Source organism: Pseudomonas sp. SWRI179 (assembly GCF_014268705.1).
Classification (GTDB): Bacteria; Pseudomonadota; Gammaproteobacteria; order Pseudomonadales; family Pseudomonadaceae; genus Aquipseudomonas; species Aquipseudomonas zanjanensis.
The window spans coordinates 17,800-39,524 of sequence record NZ_JABWRA010000021.1; the positions used below are offsets into that span (position 1 = coordinate 17,800).

General features: G+C 61.3%; 19 protein-coding genes and 2 pseudogenes. 10 read left to right on the plus strand and 11 right to left on the minus strand.

From position 1 onward, the window contains the following. Nucleotides 1-747 precede the first annotated feature (747 nt). Nucleotides 748-1,005, plus strand: a pseudogene (locus HU767_RS14025) (aspartate aminotransferase family protein); the annotation flags it as partial. Nucleotides 1,006-1,015: 10 nt separating this feature from the next. Here the strand turns inward: HU767_RS14025 and HU767_RS28820 are convergent. Beyond that, nucleotides 1,016-1,135 (minus strand): annotated as a pseudogene (locus HU767_RS28820) (metal ABC transporter ATP-binding protein); the annotation flags it as partial. 40 nt (nucleotides 1,136-1,175) lie between these two features. Further along, nucleotides 1,176-2,138, minus strand: coding sequence for a thioredoxin-disulfide reductase (gene trxB / locus HU767_RS14030; RefSeq protein ID WP_186705044.1), 963 nt, complete (start codon nucleotides 2,136-2,138; stop codon nucleotides 1,176-1,178). Nucleotides 2,139-2,449: 311 nt separating this feature from the next. On the opposite strand from trxB, the gene cysZ reads away from it, so the two are divergent. After that, a complete protein-coding gene (gene cysZ, locus HU767_RS14035; RefSeq protein WP_186729782.1) occupies nucleotides 2,450-3,205 on the plus strand; it encodes a sulfate transporter CysZ in 756 nt (251 codons plus the stop codon). Between the two features lie 40 nt (nucleotides 3,206-3,245). Beyond that, nucleotides 3,246-4,445 carry a glycosyltransferase family 1 protein gene (locus HU767_RS14040; protein WP_186705043.1) on the plus strand — a complete coding sequence of 400 codons (1,200 nt, stop codon included), beginning with the start codon at nucleotides 3,246-3,248 and terminating at the stop codon, nucleotides 4,443-4,445. 137 nt (nucleotides 4,446-4,582) lie between these two features. Here HU767_RS14040 and HU767_RS14045 read toward each other — a convergent pair whose 3' ends face one another. The 3 genes from HU767_RS14045 to HU767_RS14055 all read right to left on the minus strand — a co-directional run bounded on the left by HU767_RS14045 (nucleotide 4,583) and on the right by HU767_RS14055 (nucleotide 7,028). Next, nucleotides 4,583-5,686 (minus strand): NADH:flavin oxidoreductase, encoded by a 1,104-nt coding sequence (locus HU767_RS14045; RefSeq protein ID WP_186705042.1) that lies wholly within the window; start codon nucleotides 5,684-5,686, stop codon nucleotides 4,583-4,585. A gap of 260 nt (nucleotides 5,687-5,946) precedes the next feature. After that, entirely contained in the window at nucleotides 5,947-6,429 is a 483-nt protein-coding gene (locus tag HU767_RS14050) for a glutathione peroxidase (protein ID WP_186705041.1), read from the minus strand. Between the two features lie 113 nt (nucleotides 6,430-6,542). Next, nucleotides 6,543-7,028: a peptidylprolyl isomerase gene (locus tag HU767_RS14055; protein WP_018612607.1), complete on the minus strand. Its 486-nt coding sequence runs from the start codon at nucleotides 7,026-7,028 to the stop codon at nucleotides 6,543-6,545. Here HU767_RS14055 and HU767_RS14060 point away from each other — a divergent pair. From HU767_RS14060 to HU767_RS14070, 3 genes are read left to right on the plus strand one after another with little or no spacing between them, the layout of a single operon-like run. Further along, a complete protein-coding gene (locus tag HU767_RS14060) occupies nucleotides 6,997-7,335 on the plus strand; it encodes a DUF3565 domain-containing protein (RefSeq protein WP_186705040.1) in 339 nt (112 codons plus the stop codon). The two genes, HU767_RS14055 and HU767_RS14060, sit on opposite strands and share 32 nt — an antisense overlap. Before the next feature lie 54 nt (nucleotides 7,336-7,389). Then, on the plus strand, nucleotides 7,390-9,489 hold the full coding sequence (gene pta / locus HU767_RS14065; protein ID WP_186705039.1) for a phosphate acetyltransferase: 2,100 nt from the start codon (nucleotides 7,390-7,392) through the stop codon (nucleotides 9,487-9,489). Then, nucleotides 9,490-10,398 carry an acyltransferase gene (locus tag HU767_RS14070; RefSeq protein ID WP_186729783.1) on the plus strand — a complete coding sequence of 303 codons (909 nt, stop codon included), beginning with the start codon at nucleotides 9,490-9,492 and terminating at the stop codon, nucleotides 10,396-10,398. 178 nt (nucleotides 10,399-10,576) lie between these two features. On the opposite strand, the gene cysN is transcribed toward HU767_RS14070, so the two are convergent. The 3 genes from cysN to HU767_RS14085 all read right to left on the minus strand — a co-directional run bounded on the left by cysN (nucleotide 10,577) and on the right by HU767_RS14085 (nucleotide 14,427). Beyond that, entirely contained in the window at nucleotides 10,577-12,475 is a 1,899-nt protein-coding gene (gene cysN / locus HU767_RS14075; protein WP_186729784.1) for a sulfate adenylyltransferase subunit CysN, read from the minus strand. Nucleotides 12,476-12,484: 9 nt separating this feature from the next. Then, nucleotides 12,485-13,402, minus strand: a complete 918-nt coding sequence (cysD, locus tag HU767_RS14080; RefSeq protein ID WP_003178041.1) for a sulfate adenylyltransferase subunit CysD — start codon at nucleotides 13,400-13,402, stop codon at nucleotides 12,485-12,487. A 266-nt stretch (nucleotides 13,403-13,668) separates the two neighbouring features. Next, on the minus strand, nucleotides 13,669-14,427 hold the full coding sequence (locus HU767_RS14085; protein WP_186705036.1) for a Nif3-like dinuclear metal center hexameric protein: 759 nt from the start codon (nucleotides 14,425-14,427) through the stop codon (nucleotides 13,669-13,671). A 104-nt stretch (nucleotides 14,428-14,531) separates the two neighbouring features. On the opposite strand from HU767_RS14085, the gene algW reads away from it, so the two are divergent. The 3 genes from algW to HU767_RS14100 all read left to right on the plus strand — a co-directional run bounded on the left by algW (nucleotide 14,532) and on the right by HU767_RS14100 (nucleotide 18,809). After that, entirely contained in the window at nucleotides 14,532-15,692 is a 1,161-nt protein-coding gene (gene algW / locus HU767_RS14090; protein ID WP_186705035.1) for a Do family serine endopeptidase AlgW, read from the plus strand. 281 nt (nucleotides 15,693-15,973) lie between these two features. Then, entirely contained in the window at nucleotides 15,974-18,079 is a 2,106-nt protein-coding gene (locus HU767_RS14095; RefSeq protein WP_186729785.1) for a TonB-dependent siderophore receptor, read from the plus strand. A 10-nt stretch (nucleotides 18,080-18,089) separates the two neighbouring features. After that, complete coding sequence (locus HU767_RS14100) at nucleotides 18,090-18,809, plus strand: DUF4198 domain-containing protein (RefSeq protein ID WP_186705033.1); 720 nt, start codon at nucleotides 18,090-18,092, stop codon at nucleotides 18,807-18,809. Nucleotides 18,810-19,152: 343 nt separating this feature from the next. Here the strand turns inward: HU767_RS14100 and HU767_RS14105 are convergent, their stop codons facing one another. The 3 genes from HU767_RS14105 to HU767_RS14115 are packed head-to-tail and all read right to left on the minus strand — an operon-like array spanning nucleotide 19,153 to nucleotide 20,270. Further along, entirely contained in the window at nucleotides 19,153-19,776 is a 624-nt protein-coding gene (locus HU767_RS14105) for an SOS response-associated peptidase (protein WP_186705032.1), read from the minus strand. A 39-nt stretch (nucleotides 19,777-19,815) separates the two neighbouring features. Further along, nucleotides 19,816-20,076 carry a DUF2007 domain-containing protein gene (locus HU767_RS14110; RefSeq protein ID WP_186705031.1) on the minus strand — a complete coding sequence of 87 codons (261 nt, stop codon included), beginning with the start codon at nucleotides 20,074-20,076 and terminating at the stop codon, nucleotides 19,816-19,818. Between the two features lie 11 nt (nucleotides 20,077-20,087). Then, on the minus strand, nucleotides 20,088-20,270 hold the full coding sequence (locus HU767_RS14115) for a CPXCG motif-containing cysteine-rich protein (protein ID WP_186705030.1): 183 nt from the start codon (nucleotides 20,268-20,270) through the stop codon (nucleotides 20,088-20,090). 139 nt (nucleotides 20,271-20,409) lie between these two features. Between HU767_RS14115 and HU767_RS14120 the strand changes: the two genes are divergently transcribed. Then, nucleotides 20,410-21,576 carry a 1-acyl-sn-glycerol-3-phosphate acyltransferase gene (locus tag HU767_RS14120; RefSeq protein ID WP_060740673.1) on the plus strand — a complete coding sequence of 389 codons (1,167 nt, stop codon included), beginning with the start codon at nucleotides 20,410-20,412 and terminating at the stop codon, nucleotides 21,574-21,576. The last annotated feature ends 149 nt before the right edge of the window (nucleotides 21,577-21,725 follow it).

Here is a 21,725-nt window from a genome sequence, read left to right on the forward strand (position 1 = left end):
GGCCTTGGAAGGCTTTGGGGAACGCAATGGAACAGCGACCTGTAAAAGAAGACCTACAATTCAGCCGACGGCCTCCGCCGTCTTCCACAGTCCTTGATCCACAGCCCCGGATTCGAGCGCTTGCAGTTTCCGCTCCTGATTGGATCAGCGGGACCAAATCCGAACATGCGCTCAATAGCACCGATCCCGCCAGCCTATTCAATGCTTGCCGCTACGCCGCAAATTTGGCACAGAAAAAAACTGGATCTTGGGCGGACAGTAACTGGGCGGTTTCGCGGAAAGAAATTAGAAAGTATTTCCTTCTCATGTACTCTCTCGATGACATGGACCGATTCGAGACGCTTATCTTATCAACACGGCCCAATCTTCTGTTGCTCGGAACTATGACCCTCTGTATGCCAGGAGCGATCGAGTGCGCCAAATTAGCCAAGAGACTATTAGGAGACGATATATTAATTATACTTGGCGGCCGACATATCACAGAAACAATATACTTAGAGAACGAACGCACACGTGTTCCTTCGGCGGTTCGTCATCACAGCGCCTCCCCTGGAAGACTAATGAGAGAGGGTCGGATCCCTCCCATCTTCGACATAATTATCGTTTAGCGCCGGTAAGCACGTTAGCGCCTATTAGTTATATAGAAATAGTTTCGGCAACTGGATTCGGCATCATATTTTTTGCACACATTCCAGATCCTCTGCAAATTCTTGGAATGGTCATTATAGCCGCCTCAGGACTTATACTTTTATGGACCGACTGACCGGCGTCGGCGCAATGCGCGGCATCGAACTGGCCCACGCCGACGGCACTCCGGCCTCGGCGCAACTGACGCAACTGCTGGCCCTGGCGCGGGAAGCGGGCCTGCTGCTGATGCCCAGCGGCAAATCGCGGCACATCATCCGGCTGCTGGCGCCGTTGACGACCGAACCGGCGGTGCTGGAAGAGGGTTTGGATATTTTGGAGGCGTGCCTGGCGCAGTTGGCCTGCCAATCGATCTTCTGACCAAACAGAGGACTTGTGGGAGCGGGCTTGCTCGCGAAAGCGGTGTGTCAGTTAGCATCGATGTCGACTGGAACACCGCCTTCGCGAGCAAGCCCGCTCCCACAGGGTCCACCGGCAGATATCCAGGCACAAAAAAACCGGCCGAAGCCGGTTTTTTTGTACCCGATGAATCAGAACGAAGCGTTCTGCAGGCCATCCAGATAACGCTCGGTGTCCAGGGCTGCCATGCAACCGGCACCGGCCGAGGTGATCGCCTGGCGGTAGACGTGGTCGGCCACGTCGCCGGCCGCGAAGATGCCTTCGACACTGGTGGCGGTGGCGTTGCCGTCGCGGCCGCCCTTGACTACCAGGTAGCCGTCCTTGAGTTCCAGTTGGCCTTCGAACAACGAGGTGTTCGGGGTGTGGCCGATGGCGATGAAAACGCCGTCCACTGTGATCTCGTCAAAGCTGCCGTCATTGTTCTTCAGGCGGGCACCGGTCACGCCCATGTTGTCGCCCAGCACTTCGTCCAGGGTCGCGTTGAGCTTGAGGATGATCTTGCCTTCGGCGACGCGGGCGTTGAGCTTGTCGATCAGGATCTTCTCGGCGCGGAAGGTTTCGCGACGGTGGATCAAGGTGACCGTGCTGGCGATGTTGGCCAGGTACAGGGCTTCCTCGACGGCGGTATTGCCGCCACCGACCACAGCCACTGGCTTGTTGCGGTAGAAGAAGCCGTCGCAGGTGGCGCAGGCCGAAACACCTTTGCCCATGAACGTTTCTTCCGACGGCAGGCCCAGGTAACGAGCGCTGGCGCCGGTGGCGATGATCAGGGCATCACATGTGTAGGTCGCGCTGTCGCCGGTCAAGGTGTACGGCTTGGCGGCGAAATCCACGGCATTGATGTGATCGAAGACGATCTCGGTCTCGAAGCGCTCGGCGTGTTCCTTCATGCGCTCCATCAGGGCCGGGCCGGTCAGGCCGTGGACGTCGCCCGGCCAGTTGTCGACTTCGGTGGTGGTGGTCAATTGACCGCCAGCCTGCATGCCGGTGATCAGCAGCGGCTTGAGGTTGGCACGGGCGGCATAGACCGCAGCGCTGTAACCGGCAGGGCCGGAACCAAGGATAATCACTCGCGAATGACGCACTTCAGACATGACCTGCTCCTGTTGACCGGACCTTGCGGGCCGGAACGCCGGGTGAGCGGCGCGAATAAAAAAGGACCGTTGACGCACTTGGGGAAGGCTTCGGTTCGACAGTCCTGGAAAAGAATGGGTGCAGCGTATCGAGGGAGCGAAGATTAAGGAAATACGGTTTAACAATCCAGCTCATAGGTGAGCTCTATCCCCGGCGGTCCTTTTAATAGGCGCCTTCGCCTCAAGAAACGTTGTTACACGCCATGTCGCCGCTTTCCCGGGCGGGGCAAAGCCGGTAAGGTCGGCGCGTTCATCTTCGCTCGGAGCCACCTATGCCCGCCCCCGTCCTGTCCGGCCCGCAATATCTGCGAGAAGGCCTCAAGCTGGTCTTGAGCCCGGGCCTGCGCCTGTTCGTCCTCTTGCCCCTGGCGATCAACCTGGTGCTGTTCGTCGGATTGATCTACCTGGCCGGCCATCAGTTCAGCCTGTGGGTCGATACGCTGATGCCGTCGCTGCCGGAATGGTTGAGTTTCCTCAGCTATGTACTCTGGCCATTGTTCGTAGTGCTCGTCGTGCTGATGGTGTTCTTCACCTTCACCATGCTCGCCAACATCATCGCGGCGCCGTTCAACGGTTTTCTCGCGGAAAAGGTCGAGGTGGTCATCCGTGGCACCGACGATTTCCCGGCCTTTAGCTGGGCCGAGTTGATCGCCATGATCCCCCGGACCCTCAGCCGGGAAGCCCGCAAGCTGGGTTATTTCCTGCCCCGCGCCCTGGGGCTGTTCGTGCTGTCGTTCATCCCCGTGGTCAATCTGGTGGCGGCGCCACTGTGGCTGCTGTTCGGCGTGTGGATGATGGCGATCCAGTACATCGACTACCCGGCAGACAACCATAAGTTGGGCTGGAACGAAATGCTCGCCTGGCTGCGGGAAAAACGCTGGCAGAGCCTGGGCTTTGGCGGCAGCGTCTATCTGGTGCTGCTGATCCCGGTGGTGAACATCCTGATGATGCCGGCGGCGGTGGCCGGGGCGACGTTGTTCTGGGTGCGCGAGCAAGGCGCCGAGACCGCGTTGGCCCGGCAAGGCTGAGCCGGTCACAAATCCATCATCCAGGCGTCACAATGGCGAAATGGCTCCGGTCGACACTGGGGTCATGACCACACCCCTGCACATTACCCTGATCACCGAAACCTTCCCGCCGGAAATCAACGGCGTGGCCAATACCTTGGGCCGCCTGTACGACGGCTTGCGCGCCCGCGGGCATCAGGTCGAGCTGATACGACCTCGCCAGGCCGACGACCCGCGCCAGGCCAGTGACGACCAACTGCTGCTGTGCCGGGGCTGGCCGCTGCCGGGTTATCCAGGTTTGCAATGGGGCCAGGTGTCGATGCACAAACTGCTCCGGCGCTGGAAACGCCATCGTCCGGACGTGCTGTACATCGCCACGGAAGGGCCGCTGGGTTTGTCGGCGCTGCGGGCGGCGCGTCGCCTGGGCATCTCGGTGGTCAGTGGTTTCCACACCAATTTCCAGCAATACACCCAACAGTACGGCCTCGGGCTGTTGAGTCGCGGGCTCACCCATTACCTGCGCTGGTTTCACAACCGCTCCAGCCTGACCCTGGTGCCCAGTCTCAGCCAACGCCTGGAATTGGAGCGACGCCATTTCGAGCGGGTGGCGTTGTTGTCCCGCGGCGTCGACAGCCAACTGTTCCATCCAATCAAGCGCTCGGCGAGCCTGCGCGAAGCGTGGGGCCTGGGCGATGACGACATCGCCGTGATCCATGTCGGACGCCTGGCGCCGGAGAAAAACCTCGGGCTGCTCAAGCGCAGTTTCGACACACTGTGCAGCGCTTTCCCGGGGCGCCGGATGAAACTGGTGGTGGTCGGCGACGGCCCGCAGCGGTCCGCGTTGGAGCAGGCATTGCCCGAGGCGATCTTTTGCGGCTCGCAACGCGGCGAGGCGCTGGCCAGCCACTATGCGTCCGGGGATGTGTTTGTCTTTCCGAGCCTGACCGAAACCTTCGGCAATGTGGTGCTGGAGGCGCTGGCGTCCGGGCTGGGGGTGGTGGCCTACGACCAGGCCGCCGCGGCGCAACATATTCGCCACGGCTACAACGGCGTGCTGGCGATGCCGGGGGATGAAGAGGCGTTCTGCGATGCCGCCCGTTGGCTGCTGGAAGAGCGCGAGACCTTGCGTTGCGTGCGACTCAATGCGCGCCAGCATGCCAGTCGCCAGGGATGGGCGTCGGTGATCGAGCAATTCGAGGCGCAGTTGCGCGGGGTTTGTGTCGGGGAGCAGGTGATGCCTGCTGCGCCGACGGTGCGCTGATTGTTCGGTGATACTGAAATCGTCATCGCGAGCAGGCTCGCTCCCACATTTTGATCTTCAGCGCGCACAAAGTTTGCGTTCAGCCGAGATCCATTGTGGGAGCGAGCCTGCTCGCGATGGCGCCGGATCAGACACGCTTAAACCAAGGTCATCAACGCCTCGCGACTGAACGGCAAGATCTCCTGCTCCCGCCCTTCACGGACTTTTTGCGCCCAGTCCGGATCCACCAACAGCGCACGTCCCACCGCCACCAGGTCGAACTCATCGTTGTTCAAGCGCTCCAGCAGCTTTTCCAGGCTGGCCGGTTGCGCGACTTTGTCGGTGTTGACCATGAACTGCAGGAACTCGCCATCCAGGCCGACGCTGCCGACGGTGATGGTGGGCTTGCCGGTGAGCTTGCGGGTCCAGCCGGCCAGGTTCAGCTCGGAGCCTTCGAATTCCGGCTCCCAGAAACGTCGCGTCGAACAGTGGAAAATATCCACGCCCGCTTCGGACAAGGGCTTGAGGAATTCGCCCAAGGCTTCAGGCGTCTGCACCAGGCGCGCGGTGTAATCCTGCTGTTTCCATTGGGAGAAGCGGAAAATGATCGGGAAGCCCTCGCCCACCGCCGCGCGCACGGCACGGATCAGTTCGATCGCAAAGCGCGAACGGTTGGCCAGGCTGCCGCCGTAGCCGTCGGTGCGCTGGTTGCTGCCTTCCCAGAAGAACTGGTCCACCAGGTAACCGTGGGCACCGTGGATTTCCACCCCGTCCATGCCGATGCCCTGGGCGTCCTTTGCCGCTTGGGCGAAGGCTGCGATGACATCGTCGATGTCCGCCTGGGTCATGCCGTGGACCACCACCTGGCCGTCCTTGAGCTTTTCGGTCGGACCGTAACCCGGCACGCTGGCGTCCGGCTCGGTGCCGATGCGGCGCACGCTGCCCACGTGCCACAACTGTGGAACGATCTTGCCGCCTTCGGCATGCACCGCATCGACCACCTGCTTCCAGCCGGCCAACGCTGCATCGCCGTAGAAATGCGGCACGTTCGGGTAGCCGTTGGAGGCCTTGTGCCCGACCGTCGTGCCCTCGGTGATGATCAGGCCGACCCCGGCCGCCGCGCGACGACGGTAGTACTCGATCACCTTGGTGTTTGGTACGCCGCCCGGCGAAAAGGAACGGGTCATCGGCGCCATCACCACCCGGGTCGGCAACTCGAACGCGCCGAGGTGGAAGGGTTTGAACAGGGCTTTTACAGGCATGGGGCACTCCACGGGACGAAGTCACAGATCGGATATGACGACGATAATATGGAGCATGAGGAGTGCTGGGTAGCACTATTGATTTGAATGATCAAGGATCAGAAGGGAGCGCTGAGTATCACAGCCTCAAGCACATCCCCTGTGGCGAGGGAGCTTGCTCCCGCTCGGTTGCGCAGCGACCGCAAAAAAGCCAGGGCCGCTTCGCAGCCCAGCGGGAGCAAGCTCCCTCGCCACAAAGGGACCGCCATACAGTATTGGGATCAAGCCAGCGCTTTTTCGATCGCCTGGATCACGGAAGGATCATCCGGCGCCGTGCGCGGTGAGAAACGCGCCAGTACCCTGCCGTCCTTGCCGAGCAGGAATTTTTCGAAGTTCCAGGTGATGTCCCCGGGAAACTCGGCCCCTTCGCCCGCCAGCAGGCGGTACAACTGATGGCGATCATGACCATTCACGTCCAGCTTGCTGGACAGCGGGAACGTCACGCCATAGTTGAGGCTGCAGAACTCCTGGATTTCCTGCTCGGTCCCCGGCTCTTGCCCGGCGAACTGATTGCAGGGCAGGCCCAGCACGCTGAAGCCCTTGTCCTTGTATTGCTGATAGAGATTTTCCAGCGCCGCGTACTGAGGCGTAAGGCCACATTTGGAGGCGACGTTGACCACCAGCACGACTTGCCCCTTGAAAGGCGCCAGAGGAAGCTCCTGACCATCCAGGGCTTTCAATTTAAGGTCGTGGAAAGCACTCATGACGAACTCCAGGTTTGCGGATCTTTGCGAAACAGCCATGGGTGATGCTAACAGCAGCGACTAAAAAGGCGCCATAGGGCGCCTCTCCAGTCAACTTGAGCGTAGCGCAGAAATCAATGGTGATGGCCGCCTTCACCATGGACGTGACCATGGGCGATTTCTTCTTGGCTGGCGTCACGGATGTCAACGATCTTGACTTGGAAGTTCAAGCGCTGACCGGCCAGCGGGTGGTTGCCGTCAACGGTGACGTCGTCGCCTTCCAGATCGCGGATGGTGACGATCTGCATCTGGCCATCGGGCGCCGAAGCATGGAACTGCATGCCCACTTCCAGCTCATCCACGCCTTCGAACATGCTACGGCTCAAGGTGCTGACCAGTTCAGCGGAATATTCGCCATAGGCGTCTTCCGGCTCTACGGCCACTTTCAGTTCGTCACCGACGGCTTTGCCTTCCAGGGCCTTCTCCAGGCCTGGAATGATATTACCCGCGCCTTGCAGGTAGACCAGCGGAGCGCCGCCGGCAGAGCTGTCGATGACCTCACCAGCGTCGTTGGTCAGGGTATAGTCGATGGAGACAGCCTTATTGGCGGCGATCAGCATGGGGCGAGACCTTTTGCATAAGAATGAAGAACGGACAAGTCTAAACAAGGATTTGCCCGAAAGCGAACGGAACCCGGACAAACGGGCTAGCTCGAACAGACCGACGGTCACCGGTTTCCATCAGGACGATGACGGACACTGGGTGGCCGAGCTGTCCTGTGGCCACACCCAGCATCTGCGTCACCAACCGCCGTGGCAGTCTCGGGCCTGGGTGCTGGACCCTGCGCAACGTATTGGAAAAATAGGCCAGCCCTTTGATTGCGGCTGGTGCGCTCAAGGCCCGGTTAGCGATAACCTTGGCGACTGAATCGTGGGTAGACGACCAGTCATAGGTCGCGCCATTCCCCCTTAGAGAATTCGCATGCAAACTTTTTTTATCGCGCCCACCGATTTTGGGGTGGGTCTGACCTCCATCAGCCTCGGACTGGTGCGTACCCTTGAACGGGCCGGGCTGAAAGTCGGCTTTTTCAAACCTATTGCCCAGCCGCATCCCGGCGACACCGGGCCGGAGCGCTCCACCGAGCTGGTGGCCCGCACCCATGGTCTCAAGCCTCCGCAACCCCTGGGCCTGGCTCATGTGGAGCGCATGCTCGGCGATGGCCAGCTCGATGAGCTGCTGGAAGAAATCATCACCCTTTACCAGCAAGCAGCCATTGGCAAGGACGTGCTGGTCGTCGAGGGCATGGTCCCGACCCGCAACGCCAGCTACGCCGCCCGGGTCAACCTGCACCTGGCCAAGAGCCTCGACGCCGAGGTCATCCTGGTGTCGGCACCGGAAAACGAAGTGCTGACCGAGCTTTCCGGGCGGGTGGAGTTGCAAGCGCAGTTGTTCGGCGGGCCGAAGGACCCGAAAGTCCTCGGGGTGATCCTGAACAAGGTCCGCACCGACGAAAGCATGGAAGCGTTTTCCGCACGGCTCAAAGAGCACTCGCCCCTGTTGCGCAGCGGTGATTTTCGCCTGCTCGGGTGCCTGCCGTTTCGCCCCGAACTCAATGCCCCGCGCACCCGCGACGTGGCCGACCTGATGGGCGCGCAGGTGCTCAATGCCGGCGACTACGAAACCCGGCGCATGAGCAACATCATCATTTGCGCCCGCACCATGCGCAACACCGTGGAACTGCTCAAGCCCGGCGTGCTGGTGGTGACACCTGGCGATCGCGACGACATCATCCTGGCCGTGAGCCTGGCAGCGATCAACGGCGTGCCGCTGGCCGGCCTGCTGCTGACCAGCGACACCCTGCCCGACCCGCGCATCATGGACTTGTGTCGCGGTGCCTTGCAGGCGGGGTTGCCGGTGTTGTCGGTGAGCACCGGCTCCTACGACACCGCCAACCTGCTCAACGGCCTGAACAAGGAAATTCCCATCGATGACCGCGAACGTGCGGAGATCATCACCGATTTTGTCGCCAGCCACCTGGACGCCAAATGGTTGCACCAGCGCTGCGGCACGCCGCGGGAAATGCGCCTGTCGCCGGCGGTGTTCCGCTATCAGTTGATCCAGCGCGCCCAGGCCGCCAACAAACGCATCGTATTGCCCGAAGGCAGCGAACCGCTGACCGTCCAGGCCGCCGCCATCTGCCAGGCCCGGGGCATCGCCCGGTGCGTGTTGCTGGCCAAGCCGGCCGACGTCGAGGCGGTGGCCCGCGCCCAAGGCATCGAACTGCCGCCAGGGCTGGAGATTCTCGATCCGGACTCGATCCGCGAGCGCTACGTCGAGCCGATGGTGCGGTTGCGCAAGAGCAAGAGCCTGAACGCACCGATGGCCGAGCAGCAACTGGAAGACACCGTGGTCATCGGCACCATGATGCTGGCCTTGGATGAAGTGGACGGACTGGTCTCCGGGGTCATCCATTCCACCGCCAACACCATCCGCCCAGCCTTGCAACTGATCAAGACCGCGCCAGGCTGCTCGCTGGTGTCCTCGGTGTTTTTCATGCTGTTTCCCGAAGAAGTGCTGGTCTACGGCGACTGCGTGATGAACCCACACCCCAGCGCTTCGGAGCTGGCGGAAATCGCCCTGCAAAGCGCCGACTCGGCCGCCGCGTTCGGCATCACCCCACGGGTGGCGATGCTCAGCTATTCCAGCGGTGAGTCGGCCAGTGGCGAAGAAGTGGAAAAAGTCCGCGAAGCCACCTTGCTGGCCCACGAAGCCCAGCACGGCTTGCTGATCGACGGCCCGCTGCAATACGACGCCGCCGCCAACGAAACCGTGGCCCGGCAACTGGCGCCCAACAGCCAAGTGGCCGGCCGGGCGACGGTGTTCATCTTCCCGGACCTCAACACCGGCAACACCACCCACAAAGCCGTGCAACGCAGCGCCGATTGCGTCAGCCTCGGGCCGATGCTGCAAGGCTTGCGCAAACCGGTGAATGACTTGCCCCGTGGCGCCCAGGTCGACGACATCGTGTACACCATCGCCCTGACTGCGATCCAAGCCGCCAACCGACCTTTGGATATTTAAATGCTGGACTTCCTGCCTGCCCCCTTACGCGGCGTCATCGCTTCGCTGCTGTTGGCCCTGAACACCATCGCCTGCTGCACACCGCTGTTCATCGTGGCGATCTTCAAGCTGTTGCTGCCCTTCCCCGCCGCCCAGCGCTTCACCGACTGGCTGATGAGCCACATCCATGAAGCCTGGATCAGCAACAACAAGGCCTGGATGAACCTGGTGCGGCGTACCCGCTGGCACCTCAGCGGCTTGGAGGGCCTGGATTACCAGCACTCGTACCTGATCACCAGCAACCACCAGAGCTGGGTCGACATCATGGTGTTGCAGTACGTGCTGAACCGGCGCATCCGGCCGTTGAAGTTTTTCCTCAAGCAAGAGCTGATCTGGGTGCCGGTGATCGGCCTGGCCTGGTGGGCCCTGGGTTTCCCCTTCATGAAGCGCTACTCCAAGGCTTACCTGGAAAAGCATCCGGAAAAGAAAGGCAAGGACCTGGAAACCACCCGCAAGACCTGCGCGAAGTTTCGCGACAACCCCGTGGGCATCTTCAACTTCGTCGAAGGCACGCGCTTTACCGAAGGCAAGCACGCCCAGCAGCAGTCACCGTTTCGCTACCTGCTCAAGCCCAAGGCCGGTGGCATCGCGTTTGTGCTCGATGCCATGGGCGAACAATTGGAGTCGATCATTAACGTGACCATCCATTACCCGGGCGGACGTCCTGGGTATTGGGATTTGCTCTGCGGCAACGTTGGCGAGGTCGTGGTGCATTGCCAGGAGCTGACGATCCCGCCGCAGTTCATTGGTAAAAGCTACGACCAGGACGGTGCCTATCGCCTGGAGTTCCAGGGCTGGATCAACCAGTTGTGGCAGGACAAGGATGCGTTGCTTGCGCAGATGCATCGCGAATACCCCAACCAGCACTGATCTTCCCTTGTGGGAGCGGGCTTGCTCGCGAAAGCGGTATATCAGCTCATGAAGATGTTGGATGTTCCGCCGCCTTCGCGAGCAAGCCCGCTCCCACAGTTGACCGAGTTGTCTCTGGAAATAAAAAAGCCCGCAGATGATCACTCACCTGCGGGCTTTTCATTTACAGCGCCGATCGTCAGATCGCCCCACGCTTGCGCAGCAGATCCAGCACCTGCTTGACGCTTTCTTCCAGGGTCAGCGCCTGGGTGTCGATCACCAGGTCGGCATCCAGCGGCACGTCATACGGGAAGGACTCGCCCGGGATGTTGTCGCCGGCCGCGGCATAGAGCCCTTGCGGATCACGCTGGGCACACACCGCTGGCGAGGCCTGGACGTAGACGGTCAGCAGACGCTCACGGCCGATCAGGTCCTTGGCCTGCTCGCGCCCTTCGGCACTCGGCGCCACGAACGCGGCCAAGGTCAGCAGGCCCGCTTCGTTGAACTGACGAGCGACATGCGCCGCACGGCGCCAGTTCTCGGTCCGCCCGGCACGATCCTGCGGCAAGCCCTTGTTCAGGTCATGACGCAGGTTCTGGCCATCGAGGACAAAGACCGCACGGCCCGAGTCGAACAACTTGCGCTCGACCGCATAGGCCAGCGTGCTCTTGCCAGCGCCCGACAGGCCACTGAACAAGACCGTCGCCGGCTGCTGGCCGAAGCGCTGGGTGCGCTCTTCCACCGACACATGGGCCAGTTTGCCATGGTGCGTGCTGCTGCCATGGGTCAGCGGCTGGGCGACGATCATGCCGGCGCCGACCGTGCCGTTGGTCAGGCGATCGATGACGATGAACGCGCCAGTGGTGCGGTTGCTCTCGTAACCGTCCAGGGCAATCGGCGCATCCAGGGCGATCCTCACCTTGCCGATTTCATTGAGCTGCAACGCGCTGGCCGGACCTTCTTCCAAGGTGTTCACATCGACCTTGTTGACGATGCTGGCTATCGAGCCCGGCACGTAGCTGGTGGCACGCTTGATGTCATATTTCTTGCCCGGCAGCATCGGCTCTTCGGCCATCCACACCAGCATCGCTTCGAAGCTGTCGGTGACCGGCGGCACGTTGTCGGCATGCACCAGCAGGTCGCCACGGGAGATGTCGATCTCGTCTTCCATGGTCAGCGTCACCGCCTGGCCTGGACCGGCGTGTTCCAGCTCGCCTTCGAAGGTGACGATGGATTTCACGCGGCTGCTCTTGCCCGACGGCAGCACCACCACTTCGTCGCCCTTGTGCACGATGCCGCTGGCGAGGGTGCCGGCGAAACCGCGGAAGTTCAGGTTCGGACGGTTGACGTACTGCACCGGGAAACGCAGGTCAGTGAAGTTGCGATCGCCCGCCACTTCCACGGTCTCGAGGATTTCCATCAGCGATTGGCCGGTGTACCACGGCGAACGCTCGGATTTGTTCACCACGTTGTCGCCCTTGAGGGCGGACATCGGCACGAAGTGCATGCTGGTGGGCTTCATCTTCAAGCCTTCGGCGAACTTCAGGTAGTCGGCCTTGATCGACTCGAACACGCCCTGGTCGAAGTCCTTGAGGTCCATCTTGTTGATGGCTACGACGATGTGCTTGATGCCCAGCAACGAGGCGATGAAGCTGTGGCGACGGGTCTGGGTCTGCACGCCGTAGCGGGCGTCGACCAGGATGATCGCCAGGTCACAGGTGGAAGCACCGGTGGCCATGTTGCGGGTGTACTGCTCATGGCCGGGGGTATCGGCGATGATGAATTTGCGCTTGGCGGTGGAGAAATAGCGGTACGCGACATCGATGGTGATGCCTTGCTCGCGCTCGGCCTGCAGGCCATCGACCAGCAACGCCAGGTCGATGTCGTCACCGGTGGTGCCGACTTTCTTCGAATCGCGGGTGATGGCTTCCAGGTGATCTTCGTAGATCATCTTGGAGTCGTGCAGCAGGCGCCCGATCAGGGTGCTCTTGCCGTCGTCGACGTTACCGCAGGTCAAGAAGCGCAGCAGCTCTTTACGCTCGTGCTGGCCCAGGTAGGCGAGGATGTCCTCGCTGATCAAATCAGATTGATGCGACATGACAGCCCCTTAGAAATAACCTTGACGTTTTTTATCTTCCATCGAGCCTGCGCCATCGTGATCGATGACCCGGCCCTGGCGCTCGGAAGTTCGCGTCAGGAGCATTTCCTGGATGATGTCCGTCAGGCTCTCGGCCTCGGACTCCACCGCGCCCGTCAACGGGTAGCAGCCAAGGGTACGGAAACGCACTTTCTTCTTGACGATACGGGCTTTGTCTTCGTCGGACAGGTGCTCGAGGATGCGCTCGTCGTCGATCATGATCAGCGTGCCGTTCTTCTCGATCACTTCACGCTCGGCGGCGAAGTACAGCGGCACGATCGGGATGCCTTCGAGGTAGATGTACTGCCAGATGTCCAGTTCGGTCCAGTTCGACAGCGGGAAGACGCGGATCGACTCGCCCTTGTTGACCTTGCCGTTGTAGACGTTCCACAGCTCCGGGCGCTGGTTCTTCGGGTCCCAGCGGTGCTTGCTGTCACGGAACGAGTACACGCGCTCCTTGGCGCGGGATTTCTCTTCATCGCGACGGGCACCGCCGAACGCAGCATCGAAACCATACTTGTCCAAGGCCTGCTTGAGGCCTTCGGTCTTCATGATGTCGGTGTGCTTGGCACTGCCGTGGGTGAACGGGTTGATGCCCTGCGCCACGCCGTCCGGGTTCACATGAGTGATCAGGTCCAGGCCCAATTCCTCGACCATGCGGTCGCGGAACTTGTACATTTCCTGGAATTTCCAGCGGGTGTCGACGTGCATCACCGGAAACGGCAGCTTGCCGGGGAAGAACGCCTTGCGTGCCAGGTGCAGCATCACGGCGGAGTCTTTACCGATGGAGTACAGCATCACCGGGTTATCGAACTCGGCGGCCACCTCGCGGATGATGTGGATGCTTTCCGCCTCCAGCTGTTTCAGATGCGTCAGTTTGTCGACCATGGCTACTCACGAAAACTTTCTTATGAACGGCCAGCGGGCCGTGTTCGAGCGGGGAATCCTAGCACAGCGACCTCTTCTAATCAGGGCGCCAACTAGATCGAAACAGCATATGGATATGCCTGCCGGTTCGGGAGCTGTGGGCTTTTTGTGGGAGCGGGCTTGCTCGCGAAGGCGCTGTGCCAGTCAACACTTTAGGCAACTGACCCACCGCCTTCGCGAGCAAGCCCGCTCCCACACAAGCTCGCTCCCACAGGGGTTATAAACAGTCAGATCGGATTCGGGCAATCGATGAAGATGTGTTCCAGGGCAAAGCGTCGCGCCAGGTAGTCACCCAGCGCCTGGACGCCGTATCGCTCAGTGGCATGATGCCCGGCGGCAATGAAGCTGATGCCGTTCTCCCGGGCGCTGTGGAACGTCTGCTCCGAGGCCTCGCCGCTGAGGTAAAGGTCGACACCTGCCAGCACCGCCTGATCGATATACCCCTGGCCGCCACCGGTGCACCAGCCGACCCGACGGATCATCTGCTCGCCTTCGATCAGCAAGGGCTCGCGGCCCAAGGCTTCCTGGACCTTGCGCGCGAAATCCCGCGCCGTCATCGGTTCGGACAGAGAGCCGACCAGGCCGACAATCTTGGGATTATCCGGATCCAGCGGTCCCTCGACGGTGATGTCCAACTGGCGGGCCAGTTGCACGTTATTGCCCACTTCGGGGTGCAGGTCCAGGGGCAAGTGGTAAGCCAGCAGGCTGATGTCATGCTTGAGCAACGTCTTGAGACGACGCTGTTTCATGCCGGTGATACAAGGGTTCTCGCCCTTCCAGAAATAACCGTGATGCACCAGCACCAGGTCGGCCCCGGCCTCGACAGCCGCATCGAGCAAGGCCTGGCTGGCGGTGACGCCGCTGACGATGCGCATCACCTGGGGCGCGCCTTCGACCTGCAGGCCGTTGGGGCAATAATCGGCAATCCGGCTGCTGGCCAGGTATCGGTCCGCTTCTTCTACCAGGGTGTTCAGGGCGACGGCCATGAAAAGACTCCTAAATATCCCGTTCAGAGGCGCGCGCGGCCTCGTATAATGCGCGACATTATGGGCGGTCTCATACCGCCTGCAACCTTTGTAGGACGTGCTTAATGCTCAAGGCGCTGCGTTTTTCCGGCTGGCCGCTATTGGCCGGTGTGCTTGTCGCTCTACTGATTATCCAGCGCTACCCGGAATGGGTTGGCCTGCCGAGCCTCGACGTCAACCTGCAGCAGGCGCCGCAAACCAAGGCGGTGCTGCAGGGGCCGGTGTCCTATGCCGACGCCGTGACCACCGCCGCGCCGGCCGTGGTGAACCTGTACACCACCAAGGTCATCAACAAACCCAGCCATCCGCTGTTTGAAGACCCGCAATTCCGGCGCTTTTTCGGCGACAACTCGCCCAAGCAGAAGCGCATGGAGTCGAGCCTGGGGTCGGGCGTGATCATGAGCCCGGAAGGCTACATCCTGACCAACAACCACGTCACCAGCGGTGCCGACCAGATCGTGGTGGCCCTCAAGGATGGCCGTGAAACCCTGGCCCGGGTGATCGGCAGCGACCCGGAAACCGACCTGGCGGTACTGAAGATCGATCTCAAGAACCTGCCGGCCATCACCATCGGCCGCTCCGACAGCATCCGCATCGGCGACGTGACCCTGGCCATCGGCAACCCGTTCGGCGTTGGTCAGACCGTGACCATGGGCATCATCAGTGCCACCGGGCGTAATCAGTTGGGCCTGAACAACTACGAGGATTTCATCCAGACCGACGCCGCAATCAATCCCGGCAATTCCGGTGGCGCGCTGGTGGATGCCAATGGCAACCTCACCGGGATCAACACGGCGATCTTCTCCAAGTCCGGCGGCAGCCAGGGCATCGGTTTCGCCATTCCGGTGAAACTGGCGATGGAGGTGATGAAATCCATCATCGAACACGGCCAGGTCATCCGCGGTTGGCTGGGGATCGAAGTCCAGCCGCTGACCCAGGAACTGGCGGAATCCTTCGGCTTGTCCGGGCGGCCCGGCATCGTGGTGGCGGGGATCTTCCGCGACGGTCCGGCGCAGAAGGCCGGCCTGCAACTGGGCGATGTGATCCTGAGCATCGATGGCGAACCGGCCGGCGATGGCCGCCGCTCGATGAACCAGGTCGCGCGGATCAAGCCCACCGACAAGGTGACGATCCAGGTCATGCGCAACGGCAAGGAGCTCAAGCTCAGCGCCGAAATCGGCCTGCGCCCACCGCCGGCGCCGGTGGTGCCTAAAGAAGAACAGTAAGCCGCACCATAACCATAAAAGGGGCCTTGCAACCGAGCAAGCCCTCCTCAAATCCCTGTGGCGAGGGAGCTTGCTCCCGCTGGGCTGCGAAGTAGACCCAACAGGATTGAATGCAATCGGTCTGGTGTTTTGAGGTGGCAGGTTTAGGGCTGCTGCGCAGCCCAGCGGGAGCAAGCTCCCTCGCCACAAGAAAGCGACGCTCGATTGGCAAATCAGGAATAGCATAAATTCTCATTAGTAGTGTTATATTGTTTCAATACTAAAAATTGGAACAACATAACATGTCATCCCTGAAACGGATTTCCGCTGCCAGCCTCGCCCTGGGCCTGCTCGGCGATCCCGCCTACGCCGAAGAAGTCCAGCCGCTGGAGCTGGACGCCATCACCGTAACATCCGACTACGAATCCGCCACCGGGCCTGTCACGGGCTATCGTGCCACCCGCTCCGCCAGTGCAACCAAGACCGACACGGCCCTGCGCGACATCCCGCAATCGATCAGCGTGATTCCCGCCAGCGTGCTCAAGGACCTGGGCAGCACCAGTGTTGAACGGGCATTAGAGTATGCCGGCGGCGTGTCGAAGCAGAACAATTTCGGTGGCCTGACGCTTTACGAATACAGCGTGCGCGGTTTCACCACCTCGGAGTTCTACAAGGACGGTTTCAGCGCCAACCGCGGCTATCCGAGCACCCCGGACGCCGCGAACATCGAACGCATCGAAGTGCTCAAGGGCCCGGCGGCCAGCCTGTATGGCCGAGGCGACCCTGGCGGCACGGTGAACATTGTCACCAAGAAACCGCAACCGGAAGCCTTCACCACGCTGCAAACCAGCGCCGGAAGCTGGGATCGCTACCGAACCGCGCTGGACGTCAACACGCCACTGGACGCCGAAGGCAACGTGCTGTCGCGGGTCAATCTGGCGGTCGAGGACAACAATAGCTTCCGCGACCATGTCGGCAGCAAGCGTGTTTTCGTTGCGCCTTCTATCAGTTGGCAACTGAACCCTGATACGCGGTTGCTGGTGGAAAGCGAAATCGTGCGCCACAGCTCGACGTTCGACCGTGGCATCGTCGCTCCGAACAATCGCTGGAGCGGCGTTTCCCGCTCGACTTTCCTGGGCGAACCCAACGACGGCGACATCGACAATCACAACAACATGCTCCAGGCCGCCCTCGAACATCAGCTCAACGACGCCTGGCAACTGCGCCTGGCCAACCACTACAAGCAGGGTGAACTCTGGGGTTTCGCTTCCGAAGCGCGTCCGCTAAACCCCGACGGCCATACAGTGAATCGTCGTTATCGCGAGCGCGACAACAATTGGCACGACAGCATCACCCAACTTGAATTGCGTGGAATCTTCGACCTCGGCCCCTGGCAGCACGAACTGTTGATCGGCACGGAATATGAGGACTACCGCAAGAACGAGCGCGTGACCACCATCAACGGCAGCGCTTATCCCATCGACATTTATCAACCGATTTACGGCCAGCCAAAACCTGATGGCAAACGCATCGGCCCCGATTTTTTCGAACATGTACAAAGCCGCGCGCTGAACCTGCAAGACCAGATCGTCTTCACCGACAAGCTGCGGGGCATGCTTGGCGTGCGCTACGAGCATTTCGAGCAGAGCATCGAAGACCACAACACCCATCTCACCAGCCGCCAACGCCACGACGCCCTGACCCAGCGGGCCGGCCTGCTATATCAATTGACGCCCGAGGTCGGCCTGTTCGCCAACGCCTCCACCTCGTTCAAGCCCAACAACGGCCTGGATGCCGGCGGCAAGACTTTCGATCCCGAGGAAGGGGTCGGCTATGAAGTGGGGATCAAGAGCGAGTTGTTCGACGATCGCCTGAGCACCACCCTGGCGGCGTTCCATATCGAGAAGGAAAACGTCCTGAGCCCGGTCGCCGGCACCGACTTCAGCCGCGCCATCGGCAAGGCCCGCAGCCAGGGCATCGACTTGCAACTGACCGGGCAGGTGACCGACGCCGTGCGGGTGATCGGCGCCTATGCCTACATCGATGCCGAAGTGACCAAGGGTGACCCGGGAAATCCCACCGGCAGCCGGATCCTCGGCGTCGCCAAACACAGCGGCAGCCTGCTGGGGGTCTACGAATTCCAGAATGGGCACCTGCGCGGCTCGGATGTTGGCGCGGCGTTCACTTACGTCGGCGATCGCTCGGGCGAAGCCGGCAAGGATTTCGAACTGCCGGCCTACCACACCGTGGACCTGCTGGCCCATTACAAGGCCAGCGATGACGTCACCGTGGGCCTGAACCTGAATAACGTCTTCGACGAAAAATACTACGAACGCTCCTACAGCAATTACTGGGTCACGCCCGGCGATCCGCGCAACTTCACTGTCAGCCTCACCCTCGATCTATAAGGAAGTCAGCATGAAATACCCCAAGACCTTCGCCCTGCTTGGCCTGTTCCTGGCCGCGCAGGCCTCGGCCCATGGCCTGTGGACCGAACAGCGTCGCGGCAACATCGAAGTGATCTACGGCCACGGTGCCGAAGACAATGCCTTCAAGGCGCAGAAAATCAGCGGTGCCTGGGCCTATGACCTGGGCGGCAAGATGATTCCGGTCACCGTAGAACGCCTGCCGGACCACGCCCGCCTGCAACCGCTCAAACCGCCAGCCGTACTGGCGGTGGCGCTGGACAACGGCATGTGGTCCCAGACGGCGGACAAGAAGTGGATCAACGAAGGCCGCAGCAAAGTGCCCGGGGCGGTCGAAGCGACCCAGACGTTCAAGTACAGCCTGGCGATTTATGAGCCTGGGGCGAAACTGCCGACGCTTGCACCGATCAAGTTCGTGATCCTGCCGGAAGTCGACCCGCTGACCGTAGGCCCGGGCCAGTCATTACCGGTCCGGGTGCTGCTGGACGGCAAACCGGCGGCCGGGGTGAAACTGGTGGGCGACTACCGCAGCGCGCCGAACACCGTCTCGACGGAAACCGACGCAGAGGGCCGGGCCAAGGTACTGGTGCGCAACGAAGGCCTGAATGTGATCGCGGCGCACATGGAAATCAAGCTCAAGGACAACAAGGACGTGGACACCCGTGGCGTGTTCACTTCGCTGACGTTCCTGGGTGAGCCGCATCACGAGTAACCCACAAATCTTATTGTGGGAGCGAGCCTGCTCGCGATGACAGTATGTCAGCCACATTAATGTCGACTGATCCGCCGCTATCGCGAGCAGGCTCGCTCCCACAGGGGACAGGCGGTGCACACATTTTTTGTGAACACCCACAAGCTATTGTGGGCTTGCTCGCGAAAGCGGTGGGTCAGCTTGCATGAATGTTGGATGTCATGCCCCTTTCGCGAGCAAGCCCGCTCCCACATTAGGGGATGGTCGGTGTACGGGAAATTTGAATACACCTGTAATTCACTGTGGGAGCGAGCCTGCTCCGGGCGGCGATCCGACGATGGGGCCAATACAAGCGCCGCGACACTCAAGCCGGCGTCAAGCACTCCGGCCCATTTAGCTTCGGATCATTGACCATATTGGCCAACACCCGCTCGCGCAGTGGCGCCGGCTCGCTGGCCAACAGCCCTTGCAAGGCATGCAGCGGGGTCTCGGGGTCGAGCCACAGGCGCTGGCCTGCTTCGTCCAGGATCAACGGCCGGCGTTGACCCGCCGCCGGTTGGGTGATCACCGCCGTGCTCAACCACACCTGTTCCTGCACCGGATACGCTTCCCAGATCGCGGCAAAAAACAACGACGAGCCCTCCCCCGGCGTCAGCCAGTACGGACGCTTGCGCGTGCCGCCGCGCCACTCGTAGAAGCCGTTGGCCGGCAGCAGGCAGCGGCGCAGGCGCAAGGCCTCGCGGAACATCGGTTGCTCGGCCACGGTTTCGGCCCGGGCATGGGCCGGGGTGCGGGACAGGTCGGTCAGCCACGGCGGCGTCAGGCCCCAGCGAGCCCGGGCCAGCTCGCGCTGCCCCTCGGCGCCGGCCCGCAGTATCAGCACCGAATCGTTGGGCGAAATATTCCATTGGGCCTTCTGATCGGCGGGAAAACCGGGCAGGGCCGCGAAGGTGGGGTTCCAGCGAAACAGGGCATAACGTCCACACATGGGGCAACACGACTCTTGATCGAACGAACGACCGCCAGCCTAACAGACCAGCGTGCCGGGGTAGCTGTCCGGTTCATCGCCGGGCAGCGGCAGCGCCGCATTGTACGCGGCGATCAACTCCCGGGCGTATTGCGCCTGGTCGTCTTCCACCGCCAGCCCGAGCAATCCATGCATCGGCAACTCCCCCACACCGCCGACCAGGTCGCGCCCCACCAGATGCGCCGTGACACCCTCACTGGCGAGCATGCCTTGCAGCAACTCGCCTTCCATCAAGTTGTCCAGCTCGTAGATTCGCTGCATGGGCGCCCCCTTCACTCGTTTTCGCTGAAGACTTCGAGATGCCACTCTTCTTCATGGACCTGCAGTACAAAGGTGACCGGCCGACAGCACACCTGACAGTCCTCGATGTAGGTCTGATCACCGCCGGACAAGTCCACGGTTGTCTCTACTTCCTCCCCACAATAGGGACAATCATAACTAGCCTGTTCCAGCATCGCGGTCTCCCAAGTGACTTGTGCGTATAATCGCCGGTCTATTTGCAGGGCTATTTTCGTCTGGCTTATCTTCCAGGCCGTGCCCCGTCGTTTTTTCGATCGAACCTTTACTTACCCTAGCCGTTTCCAACAAGAGAGCATGATGGGCGAATTCGATGCCATCCGACCTTACGACGACAGCGAAGTCCCAGCGGTGCTGGCACGGCTGCTCGGCGACAAGGCGTTTCTAGATATCCTCACCCACTTCCGCTTCCCACGCCTGGCCGGCGCCTTCGGCTGGATGCTCAAACCTCTTATAGCGCAAAGATTGCGCCGTGAGTTCGCCGGTGTGACGTCGGTCGCTACGTTGCAGGACAAGGTGGAGTTCTACGTCGACCACACCATTGAGCGCGCCACCGATGGCGTGACCTACACCGGGGTGGAGCAATTCAAGTCCGGCAGTGCCTATCTGTTCATCGCCAACCACCGCGATATCGTGATGGACCCGGCCTTCGTCAACTATGCCGTGTACCACGCCGGCCTGCCGACGCCGCGCATCGCCATTGGCGACAACCTGCTGCAAAAGCCCTTTGTCAGCGACCTGATGCGCCTGAACAAGAGCTTTATCGTGCACCGTTCCATCACCGGGCGGCGGGAAAAAATGGCGGCGTACCAGTTGCTGTCGGCGTATATCAACCATTCGATCCGCAACGACTGCGCCTCGATCTGGATCGCCCAGGCCGAAGGGCGGGCCAAGGACGGTGACGACCGGACCGAATCGGCGATCCTCAAGATGTTCCACATGAGCCGCAAGGACGAGCCGTTCGGTGAGGTGATCCAGTCACTGAACCTCACGCCGGTGTCGATCAGCTACGAATACGACCCGTGCGACCAGGCCAAGGCCCGTGAGTTGTACATCCGCGCCACCACCGGCACCTACACCAAGGCCCCGGGCGAGGACGACGTGAGCATTGCCAAGGGCATCACCGGCTACAAGGGCCGGGTCCATGTGAACTTCGCCGCGCCCATCACCGAGCTGTTCGAGGACACCAAGCAATTGGCCCTGGAAATGGACCGGCAGATTCTCGGCGGCTACCGGCTGTTCCCGGTGCATTACCTGGCCTACGCCCAATGGGCCGACGCCGACCCGCAGTTACAGGTGCCGACGGCGGCCGAGGTGTTTGGTGCTGATGAGTTGGCCAAGGCCCAGGAGGAATGGCAGCGCCGACTGGACGCATGCCCGCCGGAACACCGGCCATTCCTGGTGCTGCAATATGCGACGCCGGTGCGTAACCAATATCGGGTCAAGGCGGGGTTGGCGCTTTAAAACCGGGCTTGCGAGGGCCTGGTTTGGCCTCTGTGGCCTCTGTGGCCTCTGTGGCCTCTGTGGCCTCTGTGGCGAGGGAGCTTGCTCCCGCTCGATTGCACAGCAATCGCAACACAGGCTTGGAGCTAGGGTTGAGCGTTCGAGAGGGG

Bases quoted from the DNA above. Each gene is read 5' to 3' on its own strand.
- HU767_RS14070 (WP_186729783.1), top strand. From the start codon at position 9,490: ATGCTGGACTTCCTGCCTGCCCCCTTACGCGGCGTCATCGCTTCGCTG.
- cysD (WP_003178041.1), bottom strand. From the start codon at position 13,402: ATGGTCGACAAACTGACGCATCTGAAACAGCTGGAGGCGGAAAGCATC.
- HU767_RS14105 (WP_186705032.1), bottom strand. From the start codon at position 19,776: ATGTGTGGACGTTATGCCCTGTTTCGCTGGAACCCCACCTTCGCGGCC.
- HU767_RS14120 (WP_060740673.1), top strand. From the start codon at position 20,410: ATGATGGGCGAATTCGATGCCATCCGACCTTACGACGACAGCGAAGTC.
- HU767_RS14095 (WP_186729785.1), top strand. From the start codon at position 15,974: ATGTCATCCCTGAAACGGATTTCCGCTGCCAGCCTCGCCCTGGGCCTG.
- HU767_RS14060 (WP_186705040.1), top strand. From the start codon at position 6,997: ATGGAGACAGCCTTATTGGCGGCGATCAGCATGGGGCGAGACCTTTTG.
- HU767_RS14100 (WP_186705033.1), top strand. From the start codon at position 18,090: ATGAAATACCCCAAGACCTTCGCCCTGCTTGGCCTGTTCCTGGCCGCG.
- HU767_RS14110 (WP_186705031.1), bottom strand. From the start codon at position 20,076: ATGCAGCGAATCTACGAGCTGGACAACTTGATGGAAGGCGAGTTGCTG.
- HU767_RS14045 (WP_186705042.1), bottom strand. From the start codon at position 5,686: ATGCCTGTAAAAGCCCTGTTCAAACCCTTCCACCTCGGCGCGTTCGAG.
- cysN (WP_186729784.1), bottom strand. From the start codon at position 12,475: ATGTCGCATCAATCTGATTTGATCAGCGAGGACATCCTCGCCTACCTG.
- HU767_RS14050 (WP_186705041.1), bottom strand. From the start codon at position 6,429: ATGAGTGCTTTCCACGACCTTAAATTGAAAGCCCTGGATGGTCAGGAG.
- cysZ (WP_186729782.1), top strand. From the start codon at position 2,450: ATGCCCGCCCCCGTCCTGTCCGGCCCGCAATATCTGCGAGAAGGCCTC.
- HU767_RS14040 (WP_186705043.1), top strand. From the start codon at position 3,246: ATGGCTCCGGTCGACACTGGGGTCATGACCACACCCCTGCACATTACC.
- HU767_RS14085 (WP_186705036.1), bottom strand. From the start codon at position 14,427: ATGGCCGTCGCCCTGAACACCCTGGTAGAAGAAGCGGACCGATACCTG.
- HU767_RS14055 (WP_018612607.1), bottom strand. From the start codon at position 7,028: ATGCTGATCGCCGCCAATAAGGCTGTCTCCATCGACTATACCCTGACC.
- trxB (WP_186705044.1), bottom strand. From the start codon at position 2,138: ATGTCTGAAGTGCGTCATTCGCGAGTGATTATCCTTGGTTCCGGCCCT.
- pta (WP_186705039.1), top strand. From the start codon at position 7,390: ATGCAAACTTTTTTTATCGCGCCCACCGATTTTGGGGTGGGTCTGACC.
- HU767_RS14115 (WP_186705030.1), bottom strand. From the start codon at position 20,270: ATGCTGGAACAGGCTAGTTATGATTGTCCCTATTGTGGGGAGGAAGTA.
- algW (WP_186705035.1), top strand. From the start codon at position 14,532: ATGCTCAAGGCGCTGCGTTTTTCCGGCTGGCCGCTATTGGCCGGTGTG.